15 protein-coding genes are annotated in these 16,032 nt (G+C 46.7%); 8 read left to right on the top strand and 7 right to left on the bottom strand.

The genetic code is table 11. From position 1 onward, the window contains the following. Positions 1-7: 7 nt before the first annotated feature. The 4 genes from FOT42_RS13075 to FOT42_RS13060 are packed head-to-tail and all read right to left on the bottom strand — an operon-like array spanning position 8 to position 4,022. Complete coding sequence (locus tag FOT42_RS13075) at positions 8-655, bottom strand: NADH:ubiquinone reductase (Na(+)-transporting) subunit D (protein ID WP_151890999.1); 648 nt, start codon at positions 653-655, stop codon at positions 8-10. A gap of 1 nt (position 656) precedes the next feature. Beyond that, complete coding sequence (locus tag FOT42_RS13070; protein WP_151890998.1) at positions 657-1,406, bottom strand: Na(+)-translocating NADH-quinone reductase subunit C; 750 nt, start codon at positions 1,404-1,406, stop codon at positions 657-659. Positions 1,407-1,411: 5 nt separating this feature from the next. Further along, the gene (locus tag FOT42_RS13065) at positions 1,412-2,668 is read right to left on the bottom strand and encodes an NADH:ubiquinone reductase (Na(+)-transporting) subunit B (RefSeq protein WP_151890997.1); all 1,257 of its coding nucleotides are present in this window, start codon (positions 2,666-2,668) and stop codon (positions 1,412-1,414) included. Position 2,669: 1 nt separating this feature from the next. Next, positions 2,670-4,022, bottom strand: coding sequence for a Na(+)-translocating NADH-quinone reductase subunit A (locus FOT42_RS13060; RefSeq protein WP_151890996.1), 1,353 nt, complete (start codon positions 4,020-4,022; stop codon positions 2,670-2,672). Between the two features lie 151 nt (positions 4,023-4,173). Between FOT42_RS13060 and FOT42_RS13055 the strand changes: the two genes are divergently transcribed. From FOT42_RS13055 to FOT42_RS18420, 6 genes are all read left to right on the top strand, one after another. Further along, a complete protein-coding gene (locus tag FOT42_RS13055; RefSeq protein ID WP_151890995.1) occupies positions 4,174-5,418 on the top strand; it encodes a type IX secretion system plug protein in 1,245 nt (414 codons plus the stop codon). 36 nt (positions 5,419-5,454) lie between these two features. Then, positions 5,455-6,705 (top strand): DUF3667 domain-containing protein, encoded by a 1,251-nt coding sequence (locus FOT42_RS13050; protein WP_151890994.1) that lies wholly within the window; start codon positions 5,455-5,457, stop codon positions 6,703-6,705. A gap of 3 nt (positions 6,706-6,708) precedes the next feature. Beyond that, a complete protein-coding gene (apaG, locus tag FOT42_RS13045; protein ID WP_151890993.1) occupies positions 6,709-7,095 on the top strand; it encodes a Co2+/Mg2+ efflux protein ApaG in 387 nt (128 codons plus the stop codon). 88 nt (positions 7,096-7,183) lie between these two features. Further along, positions 7,184-8,812, top strand: a complete 1,629-nt coding sequence (gene pruA / locus FOT42_RS13040) for an L-glutamate gamma-semialdehyde dehydrogenase (protein WP_151890992.1) — start codon at positions 7,184-7,186, stop codon at positions 8,810-8,812. 78 nt (positions 8,813-8,890) lie between these two features. Further along, entirely contained in the window at positions 8,891-9,655 is a 765-nt protein-coding gene (locus FOT42_RS13035) for a creatininase family protein (RefSeq protein WP_151890991.1), read from the top strand. A gap of 117 nt (positions 9,656-9,772) precedes the next feature. Then, the gene (locus FOT42_RS18420; protein ID WP_262884013.1) at positions 9,773-9,895 is read left to right on the top strand and encodes a hypothetical protein; all 123 of its coding nucleotides are present in this window, start codon (positions 9,773-9,775) and stop codon (positions 9,893-9,895) included. A gap of 2 nt (positions 9,896-9,897) precedes the next feature. On the opposite strand, the gene rsmG is transcribed toward FOT42_RS18420, so the two are convergent. Then, entirely contained in the window at positions 9,898-10,533 is a 636-nt protein-coding gene (rsmG, locus tag FOT42_RS13030; protein WP_151890990.1) for a 16S rRNA (guanine(527)-N(7))-methyltransferase RsmG, read from the bottom strand. A 114-nt stretch (positions 10,534-10,647) separates the two neighbouring features. Here rsmG and FOT42_RS13025 point away from each other — a divergent pair, with 114 nt between their 5' ends. Both FOT42_RS13025 and FOT42_RS13020 read left to right on the top strand, forming a co-directional pair. Beyond that, positions 10,648-11,751 (top strand): fatty acid desaturase family protein, encoded by a 1,104-nt coding sequence (locus FOT42_RS13025; RefSeq protein WP_151890989.1) that lies wholly within the window; start codon positions 10,648-10,650, stop codon positions 11,749-11,751. Between the two features lie 15 nt (positions 11,752-11,766). Continuing rightward, a complete protein-coding gene (locus FOT42_RS13020) occupies positions 11,767-12,954 on the top strand; it encodes a pyridoxal phosphate-dependent aminotransferase (protein WP_151890988.1) in 1,188 nt (395 codons plus the stop codon). A 148-nt stretch (positions 12,955-13,102) separates the two neighbouring features. Here FOT42_RS13020 and FOT42_RS13015 read toward each other — a convergent pair whose 3' ends face one another. Then, the gene (locus tag FOT42_RS13015) at positions 13,103-14,593 is read right to left on the bottom strand and encodes a TrkH family potassium uptake protein (protein WP_151890987.1); all 1,491 of its coding nucleotides are present in this window, start codon (positions 14,591-14,593) and stop codon (positions 13,103-13,105) included. Further along, positions 14,593-15,942, bottom strand: coding sequence for a Trk system potassium transporter TrkA (trkA, locus tag FOT42_RS13010; protein WP_151890986.1), 1,350 nt, complete (start codon positions 15,940-15,942; stop codon positions 14,593-14,595). The genes FOT42_RS13015 and trkA overlap by 1 nt, the downstream gene beginning before the upstream one ends. Positions 15,943-16,032 lie beyond the last annotated feature (90 nt).

Below are 16,032 nucleotides of genomic sequence, written 5' to 3'. Positions count from 1 at the left end.
CCTCAGTTTATGCTTCTTCAATTAATGACCTGTTTCTGGAACGTTGTACCCAGATGATGATTCCCACCACGATCAATGCCGCTGGAGGGATGATCATGAAACCATTGTTCTCGTATCCGATGGAGTAAAGGCCTGTCTTGGTCACAGGATCTCCCAGTACCTTGAACCCAAACAGGGTCCCGGAACCCAAAAGTTCCCTAAAAAATCCGACGATGACCAATATGATCCCATATCCTGCGGCATTCCCCAAACCATCCAAGAAGGATTTCCACGGTCCGTTACCCAAGGCAAAGGCCTCAAAACGTCCCATGATGATACAGTTGGTAATGATCAGTCCCACAAAGACCGATAGGGTCTTGCTGAGTTCGTAGGCAAAGGCCTTGAGCACTTGGTCCACAATGATCACCAAGGTGGCCACGACCACCAATTGCACAATGATCCTGATCTTTGATGGGATAATGTTACGCATCAATGAGATGACCACATTTCCCATGGCAAGGACAAACATTACGGATACTGCCATTACCACGGAAGCCTTCAGCTCGGCGGTAATTGCCAAAGCGGAGCAGATACCCAACACCTGAATGGTAATGGGGTTATTGTCCGCCAAGGGATCCAATATCAGGTTCGCATCTTTTTTTGATAGTAGCGCCATATTACTTGGTTCTAATAGTTTCTAAATAAGGTTTGTAAAGCTTCAGGCTTTCTTTGATCATGGCGGTCACCCCATTTCCTGTAATGGTGGCCCCGGCCAAAGCATCTACTTGGTTGTCCTCTTTGTCGTTGTTCAAAGGGTCGTTGTTTCCTTTCGCAACGGTCACACCCACGTAGCTGTTCCCATCCAAAATGGTTTCCCCTTCGAAATCGTCCATAAAGAAGCGCTGCTTGATATTGGCACCCAATCCAGGGGTTTCCCCTTTATGGTCAAAGTACACTCCTTGCACTTTCATGTTCGAGTCCACGGACATAAAGCCCCAAATGGCATCCCAAAGTCCTTTACCGTACATGGGGATGATGTAGTATTCCTTACCATCTTTTTCCCCAACAAGCAAGGGCAATTCGGCACTCTGTCCGCTTTTCACCTTGGCGAGCTCCTTCTGGACATCGATCAGGTAGGCGTTATCTTTTTCCTTTGCTTCGGAACCTACGACGACCAATTGTTTTTTGATATACTTGGCAAACTCCTCCTCCACTTCGGTGGTGGGGATAAAATCAACGCTGCCGCTTCCTTCATTGTTATTGACACCCATGGCATACAGGATGTTCTGCTGTTTTTCAAAACGTACGTTCTCGTCGATCTTTGGTTTAAGACCTGATGCGAAAAAAGCCAGGACAGAACCCACAATGATTACCATGATCACCGCGAAAATCACGGTATAGCTATTTTTATCTGTGTTGATGGCCATAATACTTAAGCTGTTTCCGTTTTTAATGAATCAACCTCATCGGAAGTTTTTGGATATATGGTGGCTGTCTTCAACCTTTTCAATCTCTTTTTGATGTTGCCCCTTACCACATAGTGGTCAATGGTCGGCGCGAACACGTTCATCAGCAAAATGGCCAAGAAAACACCTTCTGGATATCCTGGATTGAACACCCTTATCATCACAGACAGGAGCCCTATAAAGAATCCATAGAACCATTTGCCCCTATTGGTCTGGGAACCGGTCACGGGATCCGTGGCCATAAAGACAATACCGAAGGCCAATCCGCCCACTAATAGGTGTTTCCAGAAGTCAAAGCTCATCAATTCGTAGAACTTACTGTATTCGGGCAACCAACCTGCTTCCACAACACCATTGAAAATCAATCCCATGGTCAAAGCCCCGATCACGGCACTCACCATGATGCGCCAAGAGGCTATTTTGGAAAATATCAGGAACAGGGCTCCCAAAAGGATCAACAGTTTGGAGGTTTCCCCAACAGACCCCGGAATGAATCCATAGAACATATCCGACAGGGTATAGCTGATCTCCGAAGCGTTTCCTTGCGCCAAGAAGCCCAATACGGTCTCCCCGGAAATGGCATCCGCCGTACCGGCCCTTTCCACGGCCCCGTGTACCCAAACCTTGTCCCCACTCATCCAGGTCGGATAGGCGAAGAACAAAAAGGCACGAATGGTCAATGCCGGGTTGAGGATGTTCATCCCTGTACCTCCGAACACTTCTTTTCCGATGACCACACCGAATGCGACGGCAATCGCCAACATCCAAAGCGGGGTATCCACAGGCACGATCAACGGCACCAACATTCCGGTCACCAAGTAACCCTCTTCCACTTCGTGGCCCTTGATCACAGCGAACAAGAACTCAATGGCAAGACCCACACCATAGGATACGATTACCAAAGGAAGTACGGTGACCAACCCCAACCAGAAGTTGTCCCAAGTGAGGAAATGCTCAAAAAGGTCAAAATTTTCCGGAAATCCGTTGATGGCCGAGTAATGCTGGTATCCCGCATTGAACATACCGAACAGCAAACAGGGCACCAAGGCCATGATCACGGTGTTCATGGTACGCTTCAAATCGTCGGCTGCCCGAACATGCGCACCGCTATGCGTGGTCTCGTTAGGTGTATAAAGAAAGGTATGCAGGGCATTGAAGGCAGGCGCCATCTTTTTGCCCTGATACTTTAACTTAAGCTGATGTAATTTTTCTTTCATGCCCATATTATCCAAGTTCTTTTTGCAACAAATCCAAGCCTTCCCTGATGATCTGTTGGTGTGGTTGTTTTGAAATACAGATAAATTCGGTCAACGAGAAATCCTCCGGGGCCACTTCGTAGAGTCCCAATTGTTCCATCTCGTCCAAATCCTTCACCATGCATGCCTTCAGCAATTGGAGTGGGTAAATATCCATAGGAAACACCTCTTCATATTGGCCAGTCACCACAAAAGCCCTGTGTTCACCGTTGGTATTGGTGTCCAGGTCATATTTCTTTTTGGGCATCAACCATGAAAAGGTCAAGGCCCTGGTGTTCGAAATTTTATTGAAGATCGGCTTGTTCCATCCAAAGAAATCGTAATCATCTCCCTCGGGAATGGCAGTGACAGTATTGTTATAGAAGCCCAAATAACCTTCCGTATGGGTCTTTGAACCAGTCAGCACGTCTCCATTGATCAACCTGAACCTATCTTCCTTCACCCCACTGGCATACAAAAAAGTGGAAATTTCGGCACCTATCTTCGTGGTGTAATATTTAGGGGATTTGATAACAGATCCTGCAAGGGCGATAGTCCTTTCCGCATTGAATTTCCCGGTCAAGAGCAATTCACCAAGGATCAACAGATCCTGGGGGGATATGGTCCACACCATTTCTCCTTTATTGACGGGGTCGATCTGGTTGATCTGCGTGCCCACCAATCCAGCCGGATGGGGACCCGAAACCTTGTGAAGCTCAATCCCATTGATGTTCCGGAAGGGAGATCGGTTCGACCTTCCCACGGACACGTGTACCTTTCCTGGGGTCAACTTGCCCAAGGCAGTGACAGCAACCTGAAGTTCCTGCTCCTTGTCCTTCAACACATAATCCACATCGGCCGCCAAAGGCGCCGTTGCATAGGCTGAGATAAAAATGGCCTTGGGGGTCACATCAGGATCTGCAATCACGTCATAGGGACGCTGCTTGATGAACGGCCAACCACCACATTGCAATAAAAAATTCTTGATTGCAGGAGCCTCGGCAGTGTCCAGATCGGGCACTTTGTTGATTACATAATCCTGCGTTTTGTCCGCAAGGATCTTGAGGGTTAAAATTTTTCTTCTTGCACCACGCACAATCTCCACCAATTCACCGCTCACAGGGGACACAAAGTGCATTTCCTCTTTGTTCTTGTTGTAAAAGAGGGGCTCGCCCGCTTTCACTTCTTCCCCTTGTTTCAACAACATTTTTGGCGTGATTCCGTGGAAATCATCTAGGTTTAGGGCATAAACGTTACTGGTAACGGCTTTGGAAGTAGTCTGCTCTGCTGCCCCGATGAGGTTGATATCCAACCCCTTTCTAATCCGGATGTCTTTAGACATATTGTTGTAGACCTTTTGTTATCAAAATCGGTCGCAAATTTAGCACTTAAAGGATTGTTTTCATAATAATTGTCCATAAAAATGGGATTATGTCGAGCTAAATTCCCCAGACCCACTTTTTGTTTAACTTTACCCAAAATTCTGGCCCCAAATGCGCATTTTGATCAAACTATTTTTCCTGCTTTTTTTGGTAGATGGCATTTTTGCCCAAGTGCAGGAAGAGGTAAACCCTCCCGAGAACATCAAGACCATCATTTTCAAGGGTCCCACCGAGGACCAGTTTCCCGTGGTGCAATTGGGGGAAACGATGACCTTGGAGTTTGATGACCTTACCGCCAGCGAACAGGACTATTACTACACGATCATTCATTGCGACTATGATTGGACCCCATCCCAGTTGCTGAAGTCACAATACCTATCAGGGGCCGACAACCAGCGTATCATCGACTACGAGAACAGCTACACGACCCTGCAGCCCTACTCCAACTACCGATTGACCATCCCTAATGAAAATGTAGGCCTTAAAGTTACCGGCAATTATGTGCTCGAGATCCATAACAGCTATGGGGAACTTCAGTTTTCCAGAAGGTTCGTGGTGTACCGCGATGCCGTTACCGTGGCAGGCGTGGTCAAGCGCTCCAGGGACTTCAACTTTTTGAACGAAAAACAAGTGGTCCAGTTCACCATCAACACGGGAGGTTTCCCAGTGGTGAACCCCAAGAACGAGGTAAAGGTGGCCATTCTCCAAAATCATTTTTGGCCCACGGCCCTCTTCAACATAAAGCCCCAATTCACCATTGGCACGGAGCTGGTCTATAAATATGATAAGGAAACCGCTTTTTTTGGTGGCAACGAGTTCCTGAACTTTGACACCAAGGATCTTCGCTCGCCCACCTTTGCGATATCGAGGATAGAAATGGGCCAAGTGTACAATCACTACCTGTTCACCAACGAATACCGTAACGACAGGCCCTACACTTATTTCCCCGACATCAATGGCGATTTTGTGGTGCGCACCCTGCAGGGTGACGATGTTTCCAGGGAGGCCGAATATTCCAAGGTGCATTTTAGCCTGCCCTACTCCAACCAAATTGGGCTGGACAACGTGTATGTTACGGGAAAGTTCAACAACTATGCCCTGGAAGAGGAAAACAGAATGACCTACAACGAAGAAAGCGGCAAGTTTGAACTCACGCTCATGATCAAACAGGGCTTTTACAATTACAGGTACGAGGTGGAGCGCCAAGATGGCACAGTGGAGCCCAACTTTGTGAGTGGAAATTTCCACTTTACGGAGAACAATTACCTCATCTTGGTCTATTACAGGGATTTTGGCGACATGTATGACAGTATAATAGGTATAGGCTCCGTCAATTCCGCAACTATCAGCAATTAACTATCTTTAGTACCAAAATCCAACCACAAACCAAACATGGACAAAAAAGGCAGCTTGATCAGCAAAGGCCGGTACGAACTCAGGTTCCGGGGCGTTGAATGCCTGAATTGCGGCCACCCACTGGACATGAGCGACAAGTATTGCCCCAATTGTTCACAGGCCAACAGCACCAAAAAACTGACCCTGAAGGACTTTTTCAACGAGTTCATGTCCAGCCTGTTCAATTACGATTCCAAGCTGTTCAAGACACTTTCCATATTGCTGTTGAGACCCGGGAACATCACTAGGGACTACATCAATGGCAAAAGGGTCACCTATACCAACCCCTTTCGGTTTTTGTTGAGCTTGGCTTTCATCTACTTTTTGATGTTCACCTTCGACAATCAATTTTCAGACCTCGATAAGGCCGCCAAATCATTTGATGGGAACATTAACGGGGGCACCCCAGTTTCTTATAATGTAAAATCAGGCGATGTGACGGTGGACAGTCTAAAGTTGAAACAGCAGGCCGAGACCGTATTGAAATCCCTGGATTCCATTGAGCAATCCAACTCCAACATTACTTTTGGGTTGAAAAAGTTTGATTCGATACGGAACTCCGACCCCGAAGTGGCGCGTTCTTTCAGTATGTTGGATTCCCTCTCCCACTTGAAGAACCTAAAACCAAGAGTGAACAAGGATTCGTTGATGGAAGCAGACCCTTCCCATTATTTTGACAGCATCAGCAAGCGAAAGGGCATGAATGCCTTTTCGGACAAGGTGGAATTTTTTGTGCACATGATCAAAAAGGACACCCTGTTCTCCTTTGACCAAGCCAAAGAGAAGTACACTATTGAAAGTACCTTGTCCAACAAAATGGCCTTCAATTCCTCCAATAATATTTTGACCATTATGCAACGGCCGAGCATCTTCGTGAAGAACACCATTTCCAAACTGCCGTTCGTCATCTTCTTCTTCATGCCGCTGTTCACCATCTTTATTTGGCTGGTGTACATCAGAAAAAAATACACCTACACCGATCATCTTATTTTTAGCTTCCACAATCAGTCATTGTTGTTTATCTTGCTCATCCTTAGCCTGCTGATCGACATGGCTTTCAATATATCGAGTGCATGGTTTTTTGTATTGGTATTCAGTATTTACCTCTACAAGGCAATGCGTCGGTTTTATGGGCAAGGAAGGTTTAAAACTATTGTGAAATATCTCTTTCTGAACACTACATTCATGATATTGGCATTGTTCATGGCGGTATTGTTGTTCACGGGAAGCGTTTTTATCTATAACTAACTTATGTTCACTCAAGTCACCAAAGGGATAAAGGTATCGGTACAGACGAGTTTTGAGGGCACGTTCTTCAAAAATTATAGGATGCACTATGCCTTCGGGTACACCATAACCATAGAAAACCTAAGCAAGGACACGGTGCAACTCACCGCAAGGCACTGGGACATCTTTGATGCCTTAAAAGACCCTGAGACAGTGGACGGCGAGGGAGTTATCGGCCGAAAGCCGGTGATAAAGCCCGGAAAGTCCCATACCTATAGCTCAGGTTGTTTGCTGGCATCACCCATTGGGGCCATGAAGGGCCATTACCACATGGTGAATTTCACCAATGCCGAGGAGTTTGAAGTGGAGATCCCAACGTTCAAGTTCTCCGCCCCTTTTGCCATAAACTAGGCCGCACTTCCTTTCCAAATCGATTTTGCTTTTAGTAACTTTGTTGCCACTGTGTAATAAATATTCTAACAAAAATTAAAAGCAAAACATGGGAAAAGGATTTTTTCAAGTTCCAACCGCAGTCAACGAGCCGGTAAAAAGTTACGCCCCGGGCAGTCCGGAGCGCGAAGAAGTATTAAAACAGTACGAGGCCTATTATAATGGAAAGGTTGAGGTTCCTCTTTATATTGGCAGTGAAGAGATCAAGACCGGAAACACCAGACCCATGTCCCCTCCGCACGAGCACAAGCATGTTGTGGGCCACTATCATTTGGCCGAAAAAAAACATGTGGAACAGGCCATCTCCAACTGTTTGGAGGCCAGAAAGGCCTGGGCAGACCTCACATGGGAACAGCGTGCCGCCATCTTCCTGAAGGCAGCCGAACTCATTGCAGGCCCCTACCGCGCCAAAATGAACGCCGCGACCATGTTGGCACAATCAAAGAACATCTATCAGGCAGAAATTGATTCCGCCTGCGAGCTCGTGGACTTCTTGAGGTTCAATGTGGAATATATGGCCCAGATCTATTCCGAGCAGCCCGAATCCTCCGAAGGGATTTGGAACCGTGTGGAATATAGGCCACTGGAAGGCTTTGTGTACGCCATCACCCCGTTCAACTTTACCGCTATCGCCGGAAACCTTCCGGCCAGTGCCGCGATGATGGGCAACGTGGTGGTTTGGAAGCCCAGTGACAGCCAAGTGTTTTCCGCCAAGGTCATCGTTGACGTTTTCAAGGAGGCAGGACTTCCCGATGGCGTCATCAATGTGATCTATGGCGACCCGGTGATGATTTCCGACACCTTGCTGGCCAGTCCAGATTTTGCCGGGATACACTTTACAGGATCCACCCATGTCTTCAAGGAACTTTGGAAACAGATCGGGAACAACATCCACACGTATAAAACGTATCCGAGGATCGTTGGCGAGACCGGAGGAAAGGATTTTATCATAGCCCACCCTACCGCAAAGCCCCAACAAGTGGCCACGGCCATTACACGAGGTGCCTTTGAGTTCCAAGGACAAAAATGTAGTGCGGCTTCTAGGGTCTATCTGCCCAAATCCACCGCGAACGAAATCTTGGATTTGGTGAAAGCCGATGTGAATTCTTTCAACAAACCGGGCTCTCCTGCCGATATGAGCAACTTCATCACCGCGGTGATCCACGAGGGTTCTTTTGACAAATTGGCCAAGTACATCGATCAGGCCAAGGCAGACAAGGATGCAGAGATCATTGTAGGTGGTGGATACGACAAATCTGTGGGATACTTTGTGGAGCCTACCGTGATTTTGACCAGCAACCCCAAATACACCACCATGTGCACCGAACTTTTCGGTCCTGTTGTGACCGTCTATGTTTATGAGGACAAGGATTGGAGCAAAACATTGGAACTGGTGGACGGCACATCCGAATATGGATTGACCGGGGCCGTGTTGGCCAAAGACCGCTACGCCATTGACGAGGCCACTAAGGCTTTGCAAAACTGCGCCGGAAACTTCTACATCAACGACAAGCCGACAGGGGCAGTTGTGGGCCAACAGCCATTTGGCGGCGCAAGGGCATCAGGCACCAACGACAAGGCAGGTTCCATGCAGAACTTGCTTCGTTGGGTTTCCCCTAGGTTGATCAAGGAGACTTTTGTGACCCCTGAAAATTATCGTTACCCATTTTTGGGATAGATTAAAAGCTTATTCATTAAATTCATGGCCATTATTCCAAGGGAATAGTGGCCTTTTTCATTCTTTAAACCCAACAAAATGCCCAGACCCTTTATTTTGGCAGAGACCAACTGGAAACATTTGAAAGACGAATCCTTTGATTTGGCCGTCCTCCCTTGGGCCGCCACGGAAGCGCACAACTACCATCTTCCCTATGCCACGGACACCATTGAGGGCACTGCAATCGCCGAGGAATCGGCTAGACTGGCTTGGGAACATGGCAGCAAGGTCGTGGTGCTCCCCACCATTCCTTTTGGGGTGAACACGGGGCAATCCGATATTTATTTGGACATGAACCTCAACCCCAGCACCCAATTGGCCATTTTGAAGGACATTGTCAGTGTTTTGGACAGACAGGGCATCCATAAGTTCATGATCCTCAACAGTCATGGTGGCAACAATTGGGAAGCATTGGTACGGGAATTGGGGCTACTCTTCCCCAAAATGTTCATCTGTGTGACCAATTGGTTCAAAATGGTGGAAAAAAAGGACATTTTTGAAAACCCCGGTGACCATGCCGATGAAATGGAAACCAGTCTCATCCTCCATTTAGCGCCAGAATTGGTGCTTCCCAAGGAACATTGGGGCGATGGAAAAGAATTCAAGAACAAGATCAAGGCTTTCTCCGAAGGTTGGGCCTGGACCGAGCGCCCTTGGTCCAAAATAAGCACTGATACCGGTGTCGGCGACCCATCCAAAGCGACTGCCGAGAAGGGAAAAATGTTTTTTGATGCCATTTGCACAAAAATGGCAAAGCTGTTCATCGATATTGCCGAAGCGGACATGGAAAATCTCTATGAATGACGGTTGTTTTACTATAGATCATCAAAGCGCCCTAATAATTTAAATGTAAAATTAACGTTAAGTAATTGTAAATTGAATGTAACTTCAGTAACTTAACGCTTTCAAATCATTGTAGTCATGAGAGAACGAATCAATGCATGGGGAAATTTGATGATCAAGAAATATGACCGTATGTGGCAATATGCCAAGGAATATTCAAGAAAATGTAGGCTGGTCTATCAACGGATGTACAGCATCTAATATTATCCCTTGAATTTTTGCGGTAGATAGACCACTTTCTTGGTCTCAAAAAAATCCTCTTCAAAATACTCCTTCAGATCAAAGGTCTGGATGGTGGTGTAATCTTTTAGTTCTTCGGCAAGGTCTCCACCTTTGAGATAGAGTATGCCATTTTTTCGCTCGTGCGATGAATCCTTTTTGATCTTGCCCTTGGTCCAGTGCACAAAGGTGGGCATGGCGGCCACTGCACGGCTCACGATAAAATCATATTGGCCCGGCAAATCCTCGACCCTGGTATGGACGGCAGTAACGTTCTCAAGTTTCAGTCCGTCTACCACTTCCTGCACCACTTTTACTTTTTTTCCAATGGCATCCACCAAGGTGAACTCCACATTCGGAAACAAAATGGCCAACGGTATCCCAGGGAATCCCCCTCCGGTACCCACGTCCAATATTTGGCTTCCTTCATTGAAGGTCTGGATACGGGCAATGCCCAAGGAATGGAGCACATGGCGAAGGTACAGCTCGTCAATGTCCTTCCGGGAAACCACATTGATCTTGGTGTTCCAGTCCTTGTACAATACCTCCAACTCCTTAAAATGTTTCTTTTGTGAGTCGGTGAGCGTCGTAAAATATTTGAAAACAAGGTCTGCATTCATGCCTTTAGTGTTAATTTAGGTAAAATTAATACTTTTAAAGACCTTAACACCGTTCTAACAGGTAGTTGTTGCCTTTAACGGGCAATAATAGTTACCTTTGTAAAAATTTTTTTTATGGATAAGAATACCATCCGGTTTTCAAGAAAGGATTCAGCACAGTTTTTTAAGACACTGAACAAAAGAGTGAACGAATACTTCAATGAAAATGATCTCAAAAAAACCGGAAACTGGAAACTTCACCTCAAGACCATAGTGATGTTTGCCGTTTTTTTGACCCCCTATTTTTTAATGTTGACCTTGAACCTGCCTTTTTGGGCCTATCTTTTACTTTCCATCACCATGGGAGTAGGTATGGCCGGAGTGGGCATGAACGTGATGCACGATGGCAACCATGGCTCCTATTCCAACAAGAAATGGGTGAACAAGATCATGGGAAGCAGCATCTATATCTTGGCAGGTAACGTGTACAACTGGCAGGTACAGCACAACGTACTGCACCACACCTACACCAACATCCACGAACATGACGAGGATATGGAAGCCGGAAGAATATTAAGGTTCTCCAAGCATGCGGAATGGAGAAAACACCATAAGTTCCAACATTACTATTCCATTCTGCTTTATGGATTATTGACCTTCAACTGGGCCATTACCACGGATTTCCAGCAGATGTACCGCTACATGAAGCGCAAACTGAGCTACGGCAAACTTCCAAACCCCGTGATCAACTGGAGTACACTGGTCATCACCAAAGTGCTCTACATCACCATTTGGATAGTCCTTCCTCTGATTTTTGCCGATATTGCCTGGTGGCAAGTGCTTCTTGGGTTCTTCATCATGCACTATGTGGCCGGTGTGATCCTGAGTGTGGTTTTCCAATTGGCGCACATTGTGGACCATGCGGACCAACCTCTTCCCGATGAAGAGGGCAACATGAAGAATACCTGGGCCATCCACCAACTGTTCACCACCGTAAACTTTGGCACGAAGAACAAGATAGTGAACTGGTTCACGGGAGGTTTGAACCATCAAGTGGAGCATCACATTTTCCCCAACATCAGCCATATCCACTACACAAAAATTTCCAAAATTGTGAAACAGACGGCCAAGGAGTTTAATTTGCCCTACAACGAATATAAAACTACCAGAAAAGCTATAATTTCGCACTTCAAACATTTGAAGGAACTGGGCAAAAACCCAGAGCTTCAGTACCAGTAAAAACAAGCATATCACATGAGCAACCATCTATCTGACAGGATACAGAACATGTCCACGTCAGCAACTTTGGCCATGGCGGCCAAGGCCAGGGAGTTACGGAATGAAGGCAAGGATATCATAGGGTTGAGCTTGGGAGAGCCCGACTTCAATATCCCCGATTTCATAAAAGAGGCCGCAAAACAGGCCATTGATGAAAATTATAGCAGCTATACCCCAGTGGATGGGTATCCCGAGCTGAAGAAGGCCATCACCCTCAAATTCAAAAGGGACAATAACCTGGACTATGGACCCAACCAGATCGTGGTTTCCACAGGGGCAAAACAATCCCTGTACAATGTAGCCATGGTAGTGTTGAACCCAGGTGATGAAGTGATACTTCCCGCTCCTTATTGGGTGAGCTATAGCGATATCGTGAAATTGGCCGAAGGGATTCCCGTTGAAGTACCAACTGGCATCGAAACCGATTTCAAAATGACGCCAGAGCAATTGGAAGCTGCCATTACCCCAAAAACGCGTATGTTCTGGTTCAGTTCACCTTGCAACCCCAGTGGTTCGGTGTACAGCAAAGCGGAATTGGAAGGTTTGGCCGAGGTCTTGAAAAAATACCCGGACATCTATGTGGTCTCCGACGAAATCTACGAACATATCAACTTCACCAAAGGTGGACACGTGAGCATTGCCGGAATCGATGGAATGTATGATAGAACGGTGACCGTGAACGGTGTTTCCAAGGCCTTCGCGATGACCGGATGGCGAATTGGATATATTGGAGCCCCGGAGTGGATCGCCAAGGGCTGTAACAAACTTCAGGGACAGGTGACCAGTGGAGCCAATTCCATTGCACAACGTGCCGTGATCACCGCTTTGGAAGCGCCAGTGAGCAAAATCCAGTACATGATCGATGAGTTCCACAAAAGAAGAGACCTTGTACTCGAATTGTTGGGTGAGATCGATGGGTTCAAACTCAATGTACCCGAAGGTGCTTTCTATGTGTTCCCTGATATTTCCGCATTCTTCGGAAAAACATTGAAAGGGACCACCATCAATAGCGCTGAGGATTTTGCGTTGTATTTGTTGGAACACGCCAATGTGGCCACGGTAACAGGTGAAGCATTTGGAAACCCCAACTGCATCCGTATTTCCTATGCGGCTTCGGAAAAGGAATTAAGGGAAGCCATTGCCCGTATCAAGGCAGTGGTGTAATAACTTTCGCATATCAAATCACTTGTCAATTCGAGTGATTTTTGTAAAACAAAAAGTGGGTATCGAGAATGGTAAATTCCTAAAGGAAATACTTGTTCTCGATACTTTTTTCTTTGAAAAAAACTTGAACTGACAGCATCTTAGCCAATCAGGTCTTTCTCCAAAAATATGGGGTAAGTAAAATCAATACGGTGAATAGTTCCAAACGGCCCAACAACATCAAAAAACCGCACCACCATTTTCCTGCCGGGGGAAGACTGTTGTAGTTGCTCACAGGGTTCAAATCCCCAAAAGCAGGGCCCACATTGCCCAATGAAGAGGCTGCTCCGCCCACTGCGGAGATAAAGTCAAGGCCCAAAAAGCCCAGTACCAGTGACCCTATGATGAAAAGCAACATGTAGAGCACAAAAAAAGCGATCACATTGTACACGATGTGCTCTGTCACCGTCTTTTCATTGTAACGCACAGGGATGATCGCATTGGGGTGCAAGGTCCGTTTGAACTCCAGAACACCATTTTTGATGATGATCAAGTGACGCATCACCTTGATGCCCCCTGCCGTGGAGCCTGCCGAGCCTCCCAAGAACATCAATCCAAAAAAGAGAACGGTCAAAAAGGGTGTCCAAGCCGTGAAATCGGCAGACACAAAACCCGTTGTGGTGATGACCGAGACGACTTGAAAAAGTGCATGCCTAAAGGCACTTTCTGCCTCGCCCCAGATCATAGGATGGTACTCAGAAATGGCAACATCAGCCTTAAAATAAATTCCAAATGCCGATAAAATACTGAAGATCAATATAAACCAAAGGTAATATTTGAATTCCTCATCTTTCAAAATGCGCTGCACCCTTCCTGTTAACGCAAAATAGCTCAATACAAAATTGCTACCTGCCAAGAACATGAAGAGAATGGTGATGTATTGGATGATGGGTTGGTGGTTCCAATAGGCCAAACTGGCATTTTTAGTAGAAAAACCACCTGTGGACATGGTCGCCAAAGAATGGTTGATCGCATCAAAAAAGGTCATACCCGCCAATTTCAACAATAGTGTCTCCAATACCGTATATCCAAAATAGATGAGCCAAAGTCGTTTGGCCGTGTCCGTGATCCTTGGATGTAGTTTGTCACCTCCCGGGCCGGGTGCTTCCGCCGCGAACAACTGCATGCCCCCGATACCCAACAATGGCAAAATGGCTATGGCCAGCACAATGATCCCCATACCTCCTATCCAGTGGGTAAGGCTCCGCCAAAGCAAGATTCCTTCGGGAAGTACCTCAATATCATCCAAAATGGAGGCCCCGGTAGTGGTATAGCCCGAAATGGTCTCAAAAAAGGCATCGGTAATGGAAGGGATGGACGCTGAAAAAAGATAGGGCAACATCCCGGAAATGGACATCACGATCCATCCGAAGGTCACCACGATATACCCTTCTTTTCGCTTCACTTCCTTTTTATGCCCTCGGGTATAGAACATGGCCATGATCCCAAAAAGCATGGTAACAATGGCGGCAAGAGCAATATCCAACGTCGCCCCATCCTTATAAATGGCACTGGCAAAAGCGGCCAAAAGCATGAAAGAGCCGTTACAAAGGAGCAAAAGCCCCATAATATGGATAATGATTCGTGTGTTGAGCCTCATTACAGGAACAGCTTTTCTATCTTGGGTATGGCCTTGGGCAGGCAACAGACCACTACTTTGTCCCCTTGGGTTATTCTAAAATCTCCAAGGGCGATGATACCCTCTCCATTTCGGATTACCCCTCCTATGCTCGCTTCGCGTGGAAAGTTCAGTTCTTTGATGATCTCGCCGTTCACCAATGAGGTAGCCTTCACTTCAAACTCCAATATCTCTGCATTGAGGTTGTTGAGACGGGTCAATGCCAGCACTTCACCTTTTCGAATGTACCGGAATATGCTGTTGGCGGCCAACAGCTTTTTATTGATGAGCGTATCCACCCCAATGGAATGTGACAACTGGAAATAATCCATGTTCTCCACCAAGGCTATGGTCTTTTTTATCTTTTTGTTCTTGGCCACCAGACAGGACATGATATTGGTCTCCGAGTTTCCGGTGACGGCAATGAAGGCATCCATGGACTCGAGGCTCTCCTCCTCCAAAAGCTCCACGTTCCTACCATCCCCATTGATGACCAGCGCATGGGGAAGCTCATCGGCAATGTCGAACGCCTTTTCTTTGTTCTTTTCTATCAGTTTGACATTGAATTTTTTGCTGCAGAGGTCCCGTGCAGTCTTGAAACCGACCTTGCTCCCACCCAAGATCATCACGTTCTTGATCTCCTGCTTCTGCATGCCAGTGAGTTTGTACAGTTCCTCCACCCCTTTGTCCGAAGTGATGAAATAGACTTGATCCCCTTCCTTGAAAACGGTATCCCCGCGTGGAATGAGGGTAAATTGCGTGCCCATCCGCTGCAACGCAATGGGCATAAAGTGCAGTTCCGGGAAAATGCGGGCAGCCTCCTTGACCATTTTGCCCACAAAGGGTGCGGTCTTGGGCAGAATCACACCGAACATGGTCAACACACCGCCTTCAAATTCATAAGTGTCGTTGAAGGCCGACTGGTTCAACATCAACTGGATTTCCATGGCGGCCAAACGCTCTGGGGAGATAAGCTCATCAATTCCCAACTCTTCAAACTTGAGGATGTCCCGATTGTCCATGAATTCCGTGTTGGATATCCGGGCCATGGTCCTTTTGCAGCCCAATTGTTTGGCCAATAGGCAAAGGGTAAGGTTCGTGGTTTCCGAGGCCGTGACCCCAATCACCAAATCCGAACCGTCCACATCGGCATCCTGCAACACTTGGATGGAAGTGGCATCCCCCCTCAGGACACGTATGTCCAAATGGTTGTCCGCGTAGGACAGTTTCTCCTTGTCCGTGTCGATCAATGTAATATCCTGGGCCTCATAGGACAAAAGTTTTGCCAAATGAAAGCCTACCTCACCAGCTCCTGCAATAATGATCCTCATTGATTAGAATAAGATGTGTTTCCAAATAATTCCGCCTTGTACGCCACAAAATGGTCATTGAAGTCTAAATGACATACTATTAACATAATA

Source organism: Flagellimonas hadalis, assembly GCF_007785775.2.
Classification (GTDB): Bacteria; Bacteroidota; Bacteroidia; order Flavobacteriales; family Flavobacteriaceae; genus Flagellimonas; species Flagellimonas hadalis.
Note: the sequence above shows the minus strand (reverse complement) of the source record. Positions and strands in the feature narration are given on the sequence as shown.